General features: G+C 60.0%; 15 protein-coding genes. 6 read left to right on the forward strand and 9 right to left on the reverse strand.

The features are described from left to right. Positions 1-577: 577 nt before the first annotated feature. The gene (locus AB8A33_RS22055; RefSeq protein WP_068733419.1) at positions 578-814 is read left to right on the forward strand and encodes a hypothetical protein; all 237 of its coding nucleotides are present in this window, start codon (positions 578-580) and stop codon (positions 812-814) included. Between the two features lie 142 nt (positions 815-956). Here the strand turns inward: AB8A33_RS22055 and AB8A33_RS22060 are convergent, their stop codons facing one another. The 6 genes from AB8A33_RS22060 to dnaG all read right to left on the reverse strand — a co-directional run bounded on the left by AB8A33_RS22060 (position 957) and on the right by dnaG (position 9,909). Further along, a complete protein-coding gene (locus tag AB8A33_RS22060) occupies positions 957-3,050 on the reverse strand; it encodes an AAA family ATPase (protein WP_439094719.1) in 2,094 nt (697 codons plus the stop codon). A 166-nt stretch (positions 3,051-3,216) separates the two neighbouring features. Next, positions 3,217-3,624, reverse strand: a complete 408-nt coding sequence (locus tag AB8A33_RS22065) for a DUF4345 domain-containing protein (RefSeq protein ID WP_439094720.1) — start codon at positions 3,622-3,624, stop codon at positions 3,217-3,219. Positions 3,625-3,955: 331 nt separating this feature from the next. Then, positions 3,956-4,303, reverse strand: coding sequence for a hypothetical protein (locus AB8A33_RS22070; RefSeq protein ID WP_439094721.1), 348 nt, complete (start codon positions 4,301-4,303; stop codon positions 3,956-3,958). Next, a complete protein-coding gene (locus tag AB8A33_RS22075; protein WP_315840697.1) occupies positions 4,300-5,235 on the reverse strand; it encodes a non-homologous end joining protein Ku in 936 nt (311 codons plus the stop codon). Before AB8A33_RS22075 ends, AB8A33_RS22070 begins: the two co-directional genes overlap by 4 nt. Before the next feature lie 257 nt (positions 5,236-5,492). Beyond that, positions 5,493-7,625: an RNA polymerase sigma factor RpoD gene (gene rpoD, locus AB8A33_RS22080; RefSeq protein WP_439094722.1), complete on the reverse strand. Its 2,133-nt coding sequence runs from the start codon at positions 7,623-7,625 to the stop codon at positions 5,493-5,495. A 250-nt stretch (positions 7,626-7,875) separates the two neighbouring features. Then, a complete protein-coding gene (gene dnaG, locus AB8A33_RS22085) occupies positions 7,876-9,909 on the reverse strand; it encodes a DNA primase (RefSeq protein WP_439094723.1) in 2,034 nt (677 codons plus the stop codon). Between the two features lie 425 nt (positions 9,910-10,334). Here dnaG and AB8A33_RS22090 point away from each other — a divergent pair, with 425 nt between their 5' ends. The 4 genes from AB8A33_RS22090 to AB8A33_RS22105 all read left to right on the forward strand — a co-directional run bounded on the left by AB8A33_RS22090 (position 10,335) and on the right by AB8A33_RS22105 (position 12,981). Beyond that, positions 10,335-10,892, forward strand: a complete 558-nt coding sequence (locus AB8A33_RS22090) for a chlorite dismutase family protein (protein WP_439094724.1) — start codon at positions 10,335-10,337, stop codon at positions 10,890-10,892. Between the two features lie 111 nt (positions 10,893-11,003). Further along, positions 11,004-11,333, forward strand: a complete 330-nt coding sequence (locus tag AB8A33_RS22095; protein WP_439094725.1) for a BrnT family toxin — start codon at positions 11,004-11,006, stop codon at positions 11,331-11,333. After that, on the forward strand, positions 11,275-11,589 hold the full coding sequence (locus tag AB8A33_RS22100) for a BrnA antitoxin family protein (RefSeq protein ID WP_439094726.1): 315 nt from the start codon (positions 11,275-11,277) through the stop codon (positions 11,587-11,589). The genes AB8A33_RS22095 and AB8A33_RS22100 overlap by 59 nt, the downstream gene beginning before the upstream one ends. A 174-nt stretch (positions 11,590-11,763) precedes the next feature. Further along, positions 11,764-12,981 carry an MFS transporter gene (locus tag AB8A33_RS22105; protein ID WP_439094727.1) on the forward strand — a complete coding sequence of 406 codons (1,218 nt, stop codon included), beginning with the start codon at positions 11,764-11,766 and terminating at the stop codon, positions 12,979-12,981. On the opposite strand, the gene AB8A33_RS22110 is transcribed toward AB8A33_RS22105, so the two are convergent. Together AB8A33_RS22110 and AB8A33_RS22115 are read right to left on the reverse strand one after the other, a co-directional pair. Next, the gene (locus AB8A33_RS22110; protein WP_439094728.1) at positions 12,978-13,373 is read right to left on the reverse strand and encodes a gamma-glutamylcyclotransferase family protein; all 396 of its coding nucleotides are present in this window, start codon (positions 13,371-13,373) and stop codon (positions 12,978-12,980) included. The two genes, AB8A33_RS22105 and AB8A33_RS22110, sit on opposite strands and share 4 nt — an antisense overlap. Before the next feature lie 8 nt (positions 13,374-13,381). Next, on the reverse strand, positions 13,382-14,290 hold the full coding sequence (locus tag AB8A33_RS22115; RefSeq protein ID WP_439096006.1) for a transglutaminase family protein: 909 nt from the start codon (positions 14,288-14,290) through the stop codon (positions 13,382-13,384). Between the two features lie 115 nt (positions 14,291-14,405). On the opposite strand from AB8A33_RS22115, the gene AB8A33_RS22120 reads away from it, so the two are divergent. After that, positions 14,406-15,209, forward strand: coding sequence for an N-formylglutamate amidohydrolase (locus AB8A33_RS22120; protein WP_439094729.1), 804 nt, complete (start codon positions 14,406-14,408; stop codon positions 15,207-15,209). Positions 15,210-15,258: 49 nt separating this feature from the next. Here the strand turns inward: AB8A33_RS22120 and AB8A33_RS22125 are convergent, their stop codons facing one another. After that, complete coding sequence (locus AB8A33_RS22125; RefSeq protein WP_439094730.1) at positions 15,259-16,233, reverse strand: DUF3592 domain-containing protein; 975 nt, start codon at positions 16,231-16,233, stop codon at positions 15,259-15,261. Positions 16,234-16,262 lie beyond the last annotated feature (29 nt).

Consider the following 16,262-nt stretch of genomic DNA (forward strand, 5'->3'; position numbering starts at 1 on the left):
CCTTGGGCCTGATGCCATGCGGTCTTCCGCAAGGGTAATGCATCAGGACTTTCGGAGGCGCCGAGCAAGTGCCCGGCGTTCCGCATACGGTGTTTTTTCGGTTGCTTGCGCTTCGCCATGGCGAACGATCCCATCACCAAAATTACAGTCCCAAGGCGAATGGGACAGGGTGCCTCAAGCGAGTAAGCCGAACGCGTTTCGAGTTGGTCGTCCGTCACACTGTCCAGGGGGTTGTCGATCCGAAGGTCGGCCGTCTCCTTGCCAGTGGCAGTGCTGGCGCAGATCCGTCCTGCCCGAAGACAGACGTCCCCCCATGAACCGCGTGACGCCGCATCTCCGGCGTCCACCGCATCCTGCCCCGCGAACGTGACGATCGCGATCGCCCCTCTCGGTGGGGCAGGACGGAGGGGATAATAATCCTCATTCCGGAATCGTCAAGAACAAAAAGTGAACATTTTAGCCGCGGACCGGGCAGCGCGTCCGGCCGGTAACCCCTGCCCGCTTTTGCCCACAACCGCATGCATGCCCCGCGCCGATTGGCTTTGACTTCGCCCGCGCCATCGCCCACTTAACCGCCATGGCCAAGAAACCCGGTACCAATCCCAAAGGCGAATTCGCCTTCTTCAACGTCTTCTATGAAGACGGTTCGCAGCGCTCCAACCGCCGCGTGCCCTCCGAATTGCTGGGCGGCCTCGACGGCGACGAGCCGGCCAAAGCCGCCATCGCCGAGCAGGACCGCGAGATCGCCGAAAAGTCCGGCCGTCCGGCGCTGGAGATCAAGAGCGTCGAGCGCGTCGGCGCGAAGAAGAAGTAGGCGACACTCAATCAGCATCTGAATTTGGAATGGCCGGGCTTGTCCCGGCCATTTCCGTTTAGCGAGACTGTGACTAGGAAACACGCTGCCCCGAACACGCCGCGCGACGCCGCATCTCCAGCGTCCATCGCCATTCAGAATTCTAAGCTGTCTTGAGGAGCCTACTACACTCATCGACAACATATTCAGGAACGCCCTCAAATTTGTGAGGATTTAGCTGCATCACATACTCGTTTTCAATGTGGTACGACTCATTGATAAATTTCGAGATGACGTCGTCCTCATGCTTTCCTCTAATAATGCGGAACAGTTGTATTTTTTCATAACCTACTTCGGTCGCAAAGAACTTCGCTTTCATAGCGTTGTCATCGCTTACCGTGTTCACCAGAGCGTCGTAATCGAACTCTGCGATGTGTTTCTTGATCTCCGCCACCGCTTGAGACTTTTCGGACCCAGTCATATCGCGACTTTCCGTCGCCGACTGAACGGTTGGGTTTGCCCGTTTTTTAAATAAACTGGCAAGAAGATTATACGCCAAACCCACGTTGTCCATTATCTCAAAATAGCGCCGCAAATATATTGACTTGATCAGAGTGTCACCCGGAGCTGACAGTATTTCCGTACAGATTTTCGCGAACGTATGGATCTCGTCAGGCTTGATCTGCACTTCGGTCACGATCCCTCCCTTAGATGACAGGAAAGTTGCGGAAGGGCTGGCTCCTTGAAATGCTGACGCCTTGCTCTTGATCACATCGATTGCTGGCTCAATATCATGAGTGAGCATAAGTGTTGTGCGATCTCGTAAACTAGCCTTGCCCCTGAAAAGCTCATGCAGGATTGCGAATTTTTTATTCTTATCGAACGACGATATGGGGTCATCGAGAACAATGATGTCAGGATTGTCGCTCAGAACTTGATGCATAAAGAGCACCAGCGCAAATGCGTTCTTTTCGCCGTAGCTAAGATGCTTTGATGCCGAGTCGATATGGCCGGCCAGATCCTTATGCAAGAGCTTCATTTTATACGAGTCTGGCTCAGGGATAATGACCACAGAATACTTATATCCAGCAGACTTCAAGAAGCTATTGATGCTGTCTTGATTCTCCTCAATCGCCTTCTTGATCTTAGCTTTATGTTTATTGATGCTACCCTTCAGGGCACCCACTTGCTTGATAAGCTCTTCGAGTTGCGCGTTGATCGGCTCAGTTACTTTGCGGGTTTCAACTGAGTCCAATTTCTCGGTCATACCGAGATCGATCTTCAACAACCGAATCTTATCGGCGATCTCGTCAACATCTCGCAAAGAATAGAATGAGATCGTTCGGAGCCCTTCGAGCATCGCAATGAGCGCTTCAATATCGGTCTTGAGGCCACTCAGAAAACTTTTCTCGGGCGCTGTTAGTTCGAGCTTGGCCTTGGTGATCTTTTCAAGGTTCTCTTGGCCTTTGGGACTGAAATACTTCCCAAGACGTTCGATAACAGCCTTAAGAGTGTTGAGGTGTGCAATAGCGTTTGCATCATACTCTTTTGCAACAGCAAGCGGGATGTCCTTTTGTGGCCCATCCGGCAAGGCTGTTGAGCAATATGGGCATGTATCCCCAAGCTTCAGGAATTCATTGCCTTTGATCTGCCATCCAATCCATTTCGATGGATCTTGGCTTTTGATGAACGATTCAAAAGGTTTGAGAACTTCCGGTATATTCTCGATTTTATTTCCTGAGCCATAAGCCTTCAGCAGCTTACTCGATTTCGCAATTGAGCCATCCGCGTTAGTTTTTCCGAAAGCGTCGCGGAGCTCTTTCAGGTCTTTCGTCGTCTGTTCTATTTCCACGTTATCCGAGAATGCTTTTTTGATGCCCGCAAACAGGGCTTCAATCTCAAGCATCGTTTTCTCATACTCTGCAGTTTTAATGAAAATATCAAAACTGTTCTTGACCACTTCATCCTGTTGAAACGCAAATTGATTGACATACCCTTCGTCGAACACGAGAGCCGATGCTATGCCATCGATACCGCTCACTTTTGGTTGGCCTGCCCCAGCCTTGCCCCGACCTTTGAAAGGCGCCAGCAACTCAAGACTTCCATCATTACGGGCTTGGCTTACTATTGCTCTAGCAATAGTACTCTTGCCTAGCCCATTAGGGCCGTACTTTATGTTCAGGCTGCCTTTCTTTATAAGAATATCAGCACAATCTATGCTGTTGCAGTTTTCAATTTTTATCTGATAGTCGACCATGAAACCCTCTTACTTGCGTTGACTTATTATTCTGATGCGCACACACGAGCGTCATGAAGGCAATAGGCTTTGAACGTTTCCGATCGGCTCAGGAGGGAGACGTAGGATAGCGCAGGTGCACCGAACTTCGGTCCGTATCGGTAGCTGCATCCACGCGCAATTGGCCTCACCCCGCCCCGCCCGCTATCTGCCTGTTCGTCATCACCTGCGCTGCGATGATGATCCACGGGATCACCAGCTCCGGCACGAGATAGGTGATCCACAGCGCGTGCGGTTCGGGCAGGCCGACCTTTGATATCGACAGCACGCGGCCGAGACCACCGACGAACACCGTCGCCGCCATCAAAAAGATCAGCGTGTTGTGCTCGCGAATGGTCGAGGCCGCCCACAGGCCCATGACGCCCGACATCAGATAGATGCCGCCCATGAAGCGATGCACGTTGTCGAGCCGCGGCGCGGTCTCGGGCTGGCCGAGATACATCTGCAGCGAGCCGCCGAAGATGGCGATGGCGCCCACCAGAAACAGGCAGACCTGGGCAACGCGCTGGCTGAGCAGCATCGGTTCGGCGGGCATAGCAATATCCCCTTTTGAAAATGCGGCGATGAAAATGGACCGGGCAATGCCCGACGCTAGCGTGGGAACGGGTGCAATCAAAGGGTGTGGCGGAGTTATCAACGTAGGCCGCGTCGTGTGCGGCGCTCCCGCGCACAGCGAGCGCGACCCGAAAGATCGTGATTGAGGCTGCGTTGGTGACGGCCTCTCACCCGACCGGCTTCGCCGGTCGACCTCTCCCTGCATTGCGGGGAGAGGTCGAGAGCGCGCACGATAAAAAAGGCGGACCTTACGGTCCGCCTTTTTTATTCGGTCACGCCCCTCGTCGCGGAAAAGTATGTCAGGCCCCGCGTCACGCCAGCCTGAGCGTGAGCTGCCGTTCGCGGCCGGCATAGCGCTGGACGAAGTCGTCGAGCGACGAGGTGACGTCCTCGTAATTGCGGTCGGCGCGGCGGCGGATCTCGCGGGCGACGTCTTCCGACACGTCGTCGGCCCAGCGCTCGGCGGTGTTGAAGGCGATCACGCGCTGCGGATCGTTGTACTGGCCGGACATCAGGTCGGCGATGACGGTCTCGCGATCGGTCGCCGCGACATCGGCCTCGCGCCAGGCGCAGCCGGCGCGGTCGAAACAATCCAGCACGAGATAGACGGTTTGCTCGCCGGCATCCGGCACCAGCGACGGGGTCCAGGCGCGCGTCATCCCGCCCTCCTGCCCTTGGTCACGCCTTTGGCCACCGGCCGCGCCGCCTTCTTCGCCGGCGCGGGCTCCTTCTTGCCTGTGATCGGCAGCAGCATTTCCTTCTGGCCGGTGGCGCGCTTCGGCGGCTTCTTCGCCTTCGGCTTCGGCGCCGCGCCGCCGCCCTTGAGGCTCTGCTGCAGGGCGGTCATCAGATCGACCACGTTGGTGCCGGGCCGCGCCTTGCCATGCGGCTTGATGGCGACGCCGCTGCGCTTCTGGTTGACGAGATCGACCAGCGCGGACTCGTAGCGATCCTCGAATTTGCCGGGCTCGAATTCGGCGGCCTTCTGCTCCACGATATGCCGCGCCAGATCGAGCATGTCCTTGGTGACCTTGACGTCCTGGATGTCGTCGAAATACTCCGCCTCGTCGCGCACCTCATAGGGATAGCGCAGCAGCGTGCCCATCAGCCCGTTCTTCAGCGGCTCCAGCGCGATGATGTGCTCGCGATTGGTGAGCACGAGCCGGCCGATGGCCACCTTGCCCATGTCGCGGATGGTCTCGCGGATCACCGCATAGGCGTCGTGGCCGATCTTGCCGTCGGGCACGAGGTAATAGGGACGAATGGCGTAGCGCGGGTCGATATCGGCCTTCGGCACGAATTCGTCGATCTCGATGGTCCGGGTGGAGTCCAGCGCGATGTTGTCGAGTTCGTCTTTCGACACCTCGACATAGGTATCGGTATCGACCTTGAAGCCCTTCATGATGTCGTCTGCCGCAACCTCCTCGCCGGTATCCGCATCGACTTTCAGATATTTGATGCGATGGCCGGTGTTGCGGTTGATCTGGTTGAAGCTGATCTTCTCGGAATCCGACGTGGCGGGAAACAGCGCGACCGGACAGCTCACGAGGGACAGGCGCAAGAAGCCCTTCCAATTGGCACGCGGGGCCATGGCAATACTCCAACTCACACGACGCGACACAATCCCGACTCAAGTGGGACCCGCCCCGATTTGTTCCCGGCGCCGGAACCATGGCTCCGCGGCGGATGAAGGACACGCGTGAAGCCTCTTGACGACAAGAACAAATCATGAACATATTTGAGCCACGCACCTAGGCAGCGCGCGCGTGAAAGCACGGCACGCACACACGAAAATGCCCGGCGCGAGGCCGGGCATCATCAGAAGGATCGCGTGATCGACAGCGACCGTTAGTTATCCAAGAACGACCGCAGCTTGCGGGACCGCGACGGGTGCTTGAGCTTGCGCAGCGCCTTGGCTTCGATCTGGCGGATACGTTCGCGCGTCACCGAGAACTGCTGGCCGACTTCTTCCAGCGTGTGGTCGGTGTTCATGCCGATGCCGAAGCGCATGCGCAGCACGCGCTCCTCGCGCGGGGTGAGCGAGGCCAGCACGCGCGTGGTGGTTTCGCGCAGGTTGGACTGGATCGCCGCGTCGATCGGCAGGATCGCGTTCTTGTCCTCGATGAAATCGCCGAGATGCGAGTCTTCCTCGTCACCCACGGGGGTTTCGAGCGACAGCGGCTCCTTGGCAATCTTGAGAACTTTTCGAACTTTCTCCAGCGGCATGCCCAGCTTCTCAGCCAGTTCCTCAGGGGTAGGTTCGCGGCCGATCTCGTTGAGCATCTGACGCGAGGTGCGCACGATCTTGTTGATCGTCTCGATCATGTGCACGGGAATGCGGATGGTGCGGGCCTGGTCGGCGATCGAACGCGTGATCGCCTGCCGGATCCACCAGGTGGCATAGGTCGAGAACTTGTAGCCGCGGCGATATTCGAACTTATCGACGGCCTTCATCAGACCGATATTGCCTTCCTGGATCAGATCCAGGAATTGCAGGCCACGGTTGGTATATTTCTTAGCGATCGAGATCACGAGACGGAGGTTGGCTTCCACCATCTCCTTCTTGGCCTGACGGGCTTCGCGCTCGCCCTTCTGCACGCCGTGCACGATCTTGCGGAATTCGCCGATCTCAAGACCCGTGAGGGCCGCGAGCTGCTGGATTTCGCCGCGCAATTCCTTGATGCGGTCCTTCTCGACGGCGACGAAGTTCTTCCAGCCCTTGGCCGAGAGTTTCGAGACGCGGTTGAGCCAGCGCGGATCGAGCTCCGAGCCCTGATAGTTGCGCAGGAAGTCCTCGCGCGCGACGCCGTGGCTGTCGCCGAGGCGCAGCAGGCGGCCTTCGAACGACACGAGGCGCTTGTTGATGTCGTAGAGCTGCTCGACGAGCGAATCGATACGCGCCTGGTTGAGGCGCAGCGACTTCACCTCGACGATGATCTCGTCCTTGAGCTTCTTGTACTTGCGCTCCTGCGACGGCGACAGCGAGGGGCCCTGTGAGGCGCTCTCGAGCTGGTTCGCGATGTCCTGTTCCTGCAGCTTGCGCAGCTTCTTGTAGCTGTCGGCGATCTTGTCGAAGGTTTCGACCACCTTCGGCTTCAGCTCGGCCTCGATGGCGGCGAGCGACATCTGGTTCTCGAACTCGTCGTCGTCCATGTCGCCGTCAGCGGCGCTTTCCGACGTGCTTTCGCCGGCGGGAGCCGCAGCAGGCGCCGAACGCGGCGGAGCCGGACGGAACGGGGTGGCGGACGGCGGCGCAGCGGGTGGCGCGGCCACGGCTTCAGCGCCGCCTTCGGCCACAGCTTCGCCATCGCCGGTGGGCGGCGCGATCAGCGCCGGGTTCATGTTGTTCTTGGCGTCGGGACCGGCATAGGTCGCTTCGAGATCGATGATGTCGCGAAGGAAGATCTTTCCTTCGTTGAGTTCATCGCGCCAGATGATGATGGCCTGGAAGGTCAGCGGGCTTTCGCAGAGACCTGCGATCATCGCCTCGCGGCCGGCCTCGATGCGCTTCGCAATGGCGATTTCGCCTTCGCGGGACAGCAACTCGACGGTGCCCATCTCGCGCAGATACATGCGGACAGGATCGTCGGTACGCTCGCCGGGCTCCGACTTCTTGACTTCGGTGACGGCCTTTTGTGTTACTTCGACGAGTTCGTTGTCGGTATCGTCGTCCTCGTCCTTGTTCTCTTCCTCGCCGTCACTGTCTTCGTTTTCGGAGACGTTGATGCCCATGTCGGAGAGCATCGACATGATGTCTTCGATCTGTTCAGGCGAGGTGGTATCGGACGGCAAGACGTCGTTGAGCTGATCGAAGGTCACGAAGCCGCGCTTCTTGGCCTGCTTGATCATCTTCTTGACGGCAGCGTCGGACAGGTCGAGCAAAGGTGACGGCGCGTCTGCGGAGTCCTTCTCCGGCGTGTCAGCTGCCTTGTCGTCTTTTTCCTTGTCCTTGGTCTGCAGCGTCTTTGCCTTGGTGGCCATTCAATGCTCCTGAAACGCGCTCACGCCGGGGGCGCAGGCGCCCCGCTTTATTCATTGTCACCGTTTGACGCACAAAGGGCGGCGCAGATTGTTCGCCACCCCGACCTCGTCTTCACGATGTTCGCAACTTAAGCCCGAGACCCTTAACGGGAGAGCCTTAAGCCCGGATTAACCCTGTTTTTGCAGCCAAACCATGGGTTTGGCGAGTCTTTTCGCGGTTTGCCCGGGCTTCATCCGCAGCAAAGTCGCGTCACTGGTTGCGCTGGAACCGGCCCGATGACTCCCCAAAGCCCTCGATCAGGGCCTCGATCCCGTCCACCTCGGCCAGCCGGGCCTTGACGTCGTTGAGCCAACCATTGTTGGCGTCGTTCGTCTCCGCACCCAGAGCAAGCTCCGCGTCTTTAAGCTCCCTAAGTAATGAGTGCCACTGGCGATGCAAGGCAACGAGCTGTGTCCAGGTCGAAAGAACGTCCTCGCGGGCCGCACCGGGCCGCGCCGCCCACACCGCCTGGGTGGTAACTGCCTGCTCAACGTGTTGTAATTGCTCGGAATATCCGGCTTTAACCAGATCTGAACGCATTTGTTCACTTTGCTCGGCCTCATCGCCGTGATGATGCTCATGGGCGAAGGCCGCGATGATCGCGGCGCGCAGCCGGTGCATCTCGGGATGGGCGAGTTCCAGCGCGGCCACCTCTTCCAGCCGGTCATGCAGCAGCCAGGGGTGGTTGATCAGCGACTGCACGATCAGCGCCTCGCGCCTGGAAATGGCGCTGCGCTGGCCGCGCATGATCGACGAGGTCGCAAGCTGCGGACTGACCACCTGATAGGGGCCCCTGTGGATGGTTTGGCTCGCCGCCGAGGCATTGCCGCGCCCGCCGCCACTGATTCGCCCGGCCGGGCCCGGCGTGAACGCCTTTGGCCCCCTAGCGAAACCACCGCCGGCACCACCGGCACCGCCACGAAAACCGCCGCCGCCATAATTGCCGCCGAAGTTGCCACCGAAGTTTCTTGGAGCGCCGCCAAAGGCGCGTTGCAGCCGCTCGGTCATGTCCTGGCGATAGTATTTCTTCACGACATCGTCGCGGATGCCGTTCGACAATTCGTTGATGCGCGCTTCCAGCGCCGCGCGGCGCTCCGGCGTCCGGAAATCACCGGCGCCGATCTCGCGCGCCCAGATCAGATCCGACAGCGAACCGGATGCCGCGATCACATCCTCGATCGCCGCGCGCCCGCCGGAGCGGGCGAGATCGTCGGGGTCCTGCCCTTCGGGCAACAGAGCAAAACGCAGACTCTTGCCGGGCTTGAGATGCGGCAGCGCCAGCTCCGCCGCGCGCCATGCCGCCTTCTGGCCGGCCTTGTCGCCGTCAAAGCAGAGGATCGGCTCGTCGGCCATGCGCCAGAGCAATTGCAGCTGGTTCTCGGTCAGCGCTGTGCCGAGCGGCGCAACCGCCCCGGCAAAGCCGACGCCGACCATGGCGATGACGTCGACATAGCCTTCGACCACCACCAAAGGCGCGCCGTCATGCGCAGCCTTTCGGGCCATCGGCAGGTTGTAGAGATTGTCGCCCTTGTGAAACAGCGGGGTTTCCGGCGAGTTCAGATACTTCGCCGGCGCATCCTTCTTCATCGCACGGCCACCGAACGCGATGACGCGCCCGCGCGCGTCTGCGATCGGAAACATCACGCGGTCACGAAACCGATCATAGGGCACCGGGATATCGTCGCCCGCGATCAACAGCCCGGCTTCGATCATATCGGGCACGGGAATGCCGGCGGCGCCGAGATATTCCTTCAGCGCAAAACGATTCTCGGTCGCAAAGCCCATGCCGAACTGCAACTGCACCGCAGGCGTAATGCTGCGATCGGCCAGATAGCCCCGCGCCCGCGCGCCATCGCGCCCCACCAGCGTCTCCGCGAAGAATTTTGCGGCGAGATCCATGACGTCATAGAGCGTCTTGCGGCGCTGCTCGTGCCGGGCCGCATCCGGCGTCGCCGCCGGCAGCGCCACGCCGGCCATCTGCGCCAGCCGTTCCACCGCCTCCGGGAAGGCGCAACCGTCAGTTTCCATCACGAAATTGATGATGTCGCCGTGCTTGCCCGACGAGAAGTCGTGATAAAATCCCTTCTCGTCATTGACGAAAAACGACGGCGACTTTTCCTGCTGGAACGGCGACAGGCCTTTCCATTCGCGCCCGGCCTTCTTCAACTTGACGCGCTTGCTCACGACTTCCGAAACCGGAAGCCGGGCGCGCAGATCGTCGAGGAATTGGGGCGTGAAGCGCATGGAGCCGTTATCGTGCGATCGGGTTAGGTAAGTGTTGCAGGCTCGGACGTGAGCCTGTGGGAGCTGTGAGGTTTGTAAGGTCTGTCAGCTTCCCAGCCGACCATGGATATAGGTCCGGCACCGAGAAATACGAACAAGCCGAAGGTTTTCCCAAATAATCACAGGGTGCCTGGCACCCTCTCGTCATTCCGGGATGACCAGAAGGCGGCGAAGCCGTCCGGCGGTCAGGCCCGGAATCCCGACGTGTTGCGCACGTGGGGCCTCGCGTGAGGTCCGAGGTGATGAACATCTGGAGATTCCCCGCCATTCCAATTGGAATGGCTGAGGTTCGCGCGAGCTTCGCTCGCGCGCCCCGGAATGACGTGTGTGTGGCAAACTTGCTTCAATTTGCTTGAACTCGCCCGGGTTCCACGCTCTCATATCCCATGTTCACGACGTTCCGCGGCGGAAATACCGGTGCATGGCAGGTGATCTCGATCTCGCCCGTCAAGGGCGAGACGCTGAAACCCGTGACCGCGCTGTCCATCACTCATGCCGACGCGATCTCGCTGCCGCTGCTGCCCTCGCAGACATCCTGGCGCCTCGCCGGCGTCGCCAGCCACGTCCGCTATGTCGAGCGTACCGAGAAGATCGCGCTGGTCGCCGCGCAGGCCGGGCTCGGCCGAACCGAGGCAACCCATGGCGCGCTGATCCCGATCAGGAAGAACGCGGCCTGGTGGGACATGACCCAGAACGAGCGCCGTCGCATCTTCGAGGACAAATCCCGCCACATCGCCGACAGCCTGAAATACCTGCCCGCCATCGCCCGCCAGCTCTATCATTCGCGCGATCTCGGCGAGCCCTACGATTTCCTCACCTGGTTCGAATACGCGCCGGAACACGCACAGGAATTCGAGGATCTCGTCGGCGGCCTGCGCGAGACGGAAGAGTGGAGCTATGTGGAGCGCGAGGTCGATGTGCGGGTGGTGAAGGCGGTGGTGTAGCTGCAATCGCGTTGACAAGAGAAATACAATTGTATATACAGATACTGACCCGGCGATTGTGCCAAATTGAAAGGAAGTCCATCAAAAAAGAGAGCTGCGAGGAAGTTGAAGATGGCAGGCGACGATGACACTTCGGACTTCTCTCGATTTGCTTCTTTTGAATGGGACGAACAAAAAGACCTCATCAATCGCACCAAGCACGACATTGACTTCGATAGTGCGATCGAGGTGTTCGATGGGCCAATCATTCTTCACCGCTCAGATCGAAATAATGAGGAGCGCTGGACCGCCTTGGGCGAATTGGGAGATCGGTTGATCGTCGTCGTGTTTACGCGGCGAGAAAACACCGTCCGAATTATCTCAGCGCGGCGCGCAAGGAAAAATGAAGAAAGAGAATATCGTAACCAGAAAATGGGGAGATCGTCGCAAGGGCAAGACTGACTGGGCCCGTTTCGACAAACTCACCGATGAGGACATCGCGAAGGCTGTTGCGGATGATCCCGACGCGGCTCCCATTGATATAGACTGGTCTAAAGGGACTCTCATCATTCCCGCAAAGAAGAAAGCCATCTCAATCCGCATCGACGAAGACGTGTTGGATTTCTTCAAGAGCGAGGGCGAAGGCTATCAGCGTCGCATGAACGCCGTACTCCGGTCTTACATGCAGCAAAAGGCGAAGCCTAAAAAACGCGCATAGCTATCGCCGAAGTTGCGAGCACGCACCCTCTTCACGTCCCCCTGCGAAACGTTCAAGATCCGGCAGTGCCGATGATGGATCCTTGCATGGCTCCTATCCGGCACGCCGCCCTTACGCGTGCGGCCTGAATATTCCATATCTCTCCACAATCGCCCCGCCCGCCTGAAAGCCTCCATGCCCCTCTCGTCCGAACATCCCGCCCGCGACTCCGGTCCCGGCGGCTGGCTGATTTTTTCCTTTGCCGTCGCCTGCGGCGTCACCGTCGCCAATATCTATTACGCGCAGCCGCTGGTGGGGCCGATCAGCGAGAGCTTTGGGATCGACCTGTCGTCGGCCGGCATCATGCTGACCATGGTGATGTTCGGCTATGTGCTGGGCCTGCTGTTCCTGGTGCCACTCGGCGATCTCGTCGAGAACAAGCGCCTGATCCTGATCACGCTGGGCAGCCTGATCGTGAGCTTGCTGATCGCCGCAGCCGCACCCACTGCAGCGATCTTCATCGCCTCGACCTTGCTGCTCGGCGTCGCCGCCGTGGGCACGCAGATGATCCTGCCGGTGGTGGCGCATCTGGCGCCGGAGCAGCGGCGCGGACAGATCGTCGGCACCGTGATGAGCGGGCTGTTGTTCGGCATTCTGCTGTCGCGGCCGCTGGCCACCATGGTGGCCGGCTCGTTCGGCTGGCGTGCCGTGTTCGTGATGTCCGCAGTGCTGATGTGCGGCGTATTCGCACTGATGGTGATCGCGCTGCCGCGCCGGCAACCGAAGCATGAGTTGACCTATGCGACCCTGATCCACTCGTTATGGGACCTGATGCTGACCACGCGGGTGCTGCAGCAGCGCTCGGCCTATCAATGCCTGCTTTACGGCTCCTTCAGCCTGTTCTGGACGGCGATGCCGCTGGTGCTGGACCAGCCGCCATTTTCGTTCGGCCATATCGCCATGTCCGCGTTCCTGCTGTCCGGCGCCGGCGGCGCATTGGTGGCGCCGCTTGCGGGACGCCTCGCCGATCGCGGCCGCGGCGATCTCGTGACCGTCACGGCCATGCTGCTGGTGCTGGTGAGCTTCGTGCTAACCTGGATCGGCGGCCACACCGGCGGCGCAACGGCCGTGACGCTGTTCGTGATCGCGGGCATCCTGATCGATGCCGGCACACAGGGCAATGTGGTCGCCGGGCAGCGCGCCATCTATGCCCTCGCCGGCCATATCCGCAGCCGGCTCAACGCGCTGTTTCTCGCCTGCGCCTTTTTCGGCGGCGCGATCGGTTCGGGCTTCAGCGGATTTGCGGTGGCATCAGGCGGCACATCGATGATCGCACTGATCGGCATCGGGGCATCGCTGATTGCGCTGGCGCTGTTCGGGCTGGAAGTCGCCAGCAGACGCAAGGCTGGTTAAGGCGCCAGGAAACGACCGGACATGATGCGTTTCGTCTCATCGACCGGCTTGTTGTAGATATAGGTCCAGGCTTCGCTGACGCTGCCATCAGCGAGCGTCACGGCGATCCGCTCGCGCAGATACAGCGCCGGCTGCGGATGGCCGGGGCCGACGCTCTCATAGTCGTCGAGCGCGGCCATCAGTTCATCAACATTCCGCAACCGGAACAGCTCGCCGAACACGACGTCATGAGCATCGTCGGAATGCAGCAGGCCGGGATAATGCGCAATCATGTAAAGCTTTCCGCGACAGGAGGCTTCACCAAGGAAATCCGCACCGGCCGAGAGCAGCTTCGACATCGGATGATCGAAGCCGCGCATCAATGTGCCGTAGACGAAAACGCGATCGGGCATGATGGCAGTCAGACTTTCTCGGCCAGTGCAGCGGCAACATCATCGCCCGCGGAGACCACATTGATACTCACATCCATGCCGAGAAACGCATCGGCCGAGCCCATATAGGTGCCGTGCAGTGGCACCGCCTGGCGCGGATCGCGCGCCACGGCGACGCGAATGAGATCCTTGCTGCCGATGATGCCGTTGGTTGGATCGAATTCGATCCAGCCTGCGGCCGGCAGATAGACCTGCACCCAGGCATGCGTGGAGCCGCCGCCCACATAATTGTGCTCGCGGTCGCCATGGATGAACAGATAGCCCGACACGAAGCGCGCGGCGATGCCGAGCCGGCGCAGCGCCTCGATCATGAACAGCGCGAAATCGCGGCAGGTGCCGGATTTGGTCTGCAGCGTATCGAGCGGATGCTGGGTGCCGTGTTCGTAGCGCTTGCGATAGGCGAACTGCTTGCGGATGCCGAGCGTCATGCCGGACAGAATATTGAAGGTCGGTGTGCGGCCCTGCGGATCGAGAAACCCGCGCGCCCATGTCGCCAGCTCTCCATCAGGATCGCCATATTGCGGCCGGATGAATTCCTGCAGATCGGGCAGTTCTTCGGCGTCGTAGAGGAACGGATAGAAATAGGCCTTGTCGTCCGCCGTGAGCGCGAACTCGTCCGACGGCAGATGTTCGATGGTTGCGGTGGATACGAAAGTGAGTTTGCGCGCGTGCTCGTCGAAGGTGGCGATCGCCACCGAATTGCCGAACACGTCATGGATCCAGCGCAGCGACAGCGGCTCGGGCGTAATCTCGAGCTTGCCGTTGAGCATGCGCAGATCATGGCCATCGCGCGGCCGCAACATGATCCGGTGCTCGCCGAATGCGACCGGATGTGCGTAGCGATATTCGGTCTTGTGATGAATCGTGAGCAGGGGCATCAATGGTTCGTTCATGCGTGATTTGTCCCGTGTAATTTATACGGAAGATGTTTTTACGGAAGGCCCGGCAATCACAGGCCGGGATGCCGCATCGTTAGGCAGATTGGGAAAGCCTTTGGACAGCCATCAGGACACAGTTCTACGCCTCGGGCCAGAGGAGGTTCCTCCGGTTCTGGAGCTCAATAGCCGGGGAACGTCTCCCTTTTTGCTGACCTGCGATCACTACGGCCGGCTGATTCCCGAGATGCTGGGCGATCTCGGCCTGCCCGAGAGCGAGCTCCTCCGCCACATCGCCTGGGATGTCGGCATCGCCGGCGTGGCCGAGCAGATGGCTCGGGCGCTCGATGCGCATCTCGTGGCGCAGCGCTATTCGCGGCTCGTCATCGACTGCAACCGCCCGCCGGACGCCGTGAGCGCGATTCCGCTGATCAGCGAGGCGACCACCGTGCCCGGCAATGACGGTCTCACGTCCGATGCGAAGGCGCGCCGGCGCGAGCTGATCTTCGATCCGTATCACCGCCGCATCGACGAGGTGATCGATGCAAGGCTGGCGAAGGGCCAGCCGACAGTGCTGGTGTCGCTGCACAGTTTCACGCCTGTCTATGCCGGCATTCCCCGCCCCTGGCATATCGGCACGCTCTATCAGCACGACAGCAAACTGCCGCCATTGCTGCTGCATCATCTGCGCGCCGAGGCCGATCTGGTGGTGGGCGACAACGAACCCTATGCGGTGTCCGATGCCACCGACTACACGATCCCCGTGCATGGCGAAAAACGCGGACTGATGAATACGGGCATCGAGATCCGGCAGGATCTGATCACCGACCCAAGCGGCCAGACCGAATGGGCGGAGCGGCTGACGCGCATCTTCAGCGAGATCGCGGCGGCGCTGATCACGCCGCGCGCCTCGCATCTCTAGGCCTTGACGTCGACGTAGCTGCCTAATGCACCCGCGTGGCATGCGGTGCCTAGCCGTGCGTCGCGATGAAATAAGCCACCACCACAAATCCCGCTGCGACCGCCCACAGGAAATAGGCCGCGCCGCCACCAGGGCTCAGCGTCGAGTCAGACGGATTGTCCGGATTGACGAAGACCTTCACGGCGTCACCGTTCTTGTAGTCCATTCCGAACAGCCGCAACTGCCATTTCGGCGGGTTCGGGTTGCTCGTGCTCAAGCTCCCGGCGGATCCGATATAGGCGACGTGCTTGAAACGATAGTTGTATTGCACGTTCCGGGTCTGCATCACGGGCCCGCTGCGGCCGGTGTCGCTGTCCCGACTCACATAGGTCTCGGGCGCGCCCAGCTTGACGATGCCGGGCACCACCGGCCACTTCTTGGCCAGAGACCCCTGCCGGTGTAGCGCCAGGCCGAACAAGGCAACGAGGAAGCCGAACCCGCAAAGCGCCGTCACAATCGGGGATCGTTTCGGATCGGCAAGATGCTCTGCGATGAATTCGTTGATGCGGGCGCCGCCAAAGATGCCACCAACCACAATCACCAGCACGATGACGGCAGCGATGCCAAGGCAGCCGCCAATGCCCTTCGGCATCTCGCGATCGAGTACGGCGTCGCGCGGGTGCCGCGGGTTGTAGTAGACCATAACGGAGGTACCAACCGGATAGCGCGCGATTGTTTCCGCGACTTCAAAATTGCCACGGTCCTCGCCGATGCTGACGCGGTTGTTCGTAAGCTTCTGTCCGCTCACGGTGTATTCGTAGACGATATTCGCAAAATTGCGCTGCTCGGTGCGCTTGCGCTCCTCGCGCGTGTCGTCGAGTACCTCGACGTTACGTACTTCGGAGGTCGAAACGGTCACCTTGCCGAATGTGGATGGCCAGTCGCTGGCAGCGCGGACCTGCAGATATTTATAGCCGGCGGCGACCAGAATCAGGCCGAACGGCGCCAGCAGCATTGCATAAACGAACCAGGGAATGTCGGGCACGGCGAAACCTCATGACGCGGCGCGGCGCG

The sequence above is a fragment of the Tardiphaga sp. 813_E8_N1_3 genome, from assembly GCF_051811025.1.
In the GTDB taxonomy this organism is placed as follows: Bacteria; Pseudomonadota; Alphaproteobacteria; order Rhizobiales; family Xanthobacteraceae; genus Tardiphaga.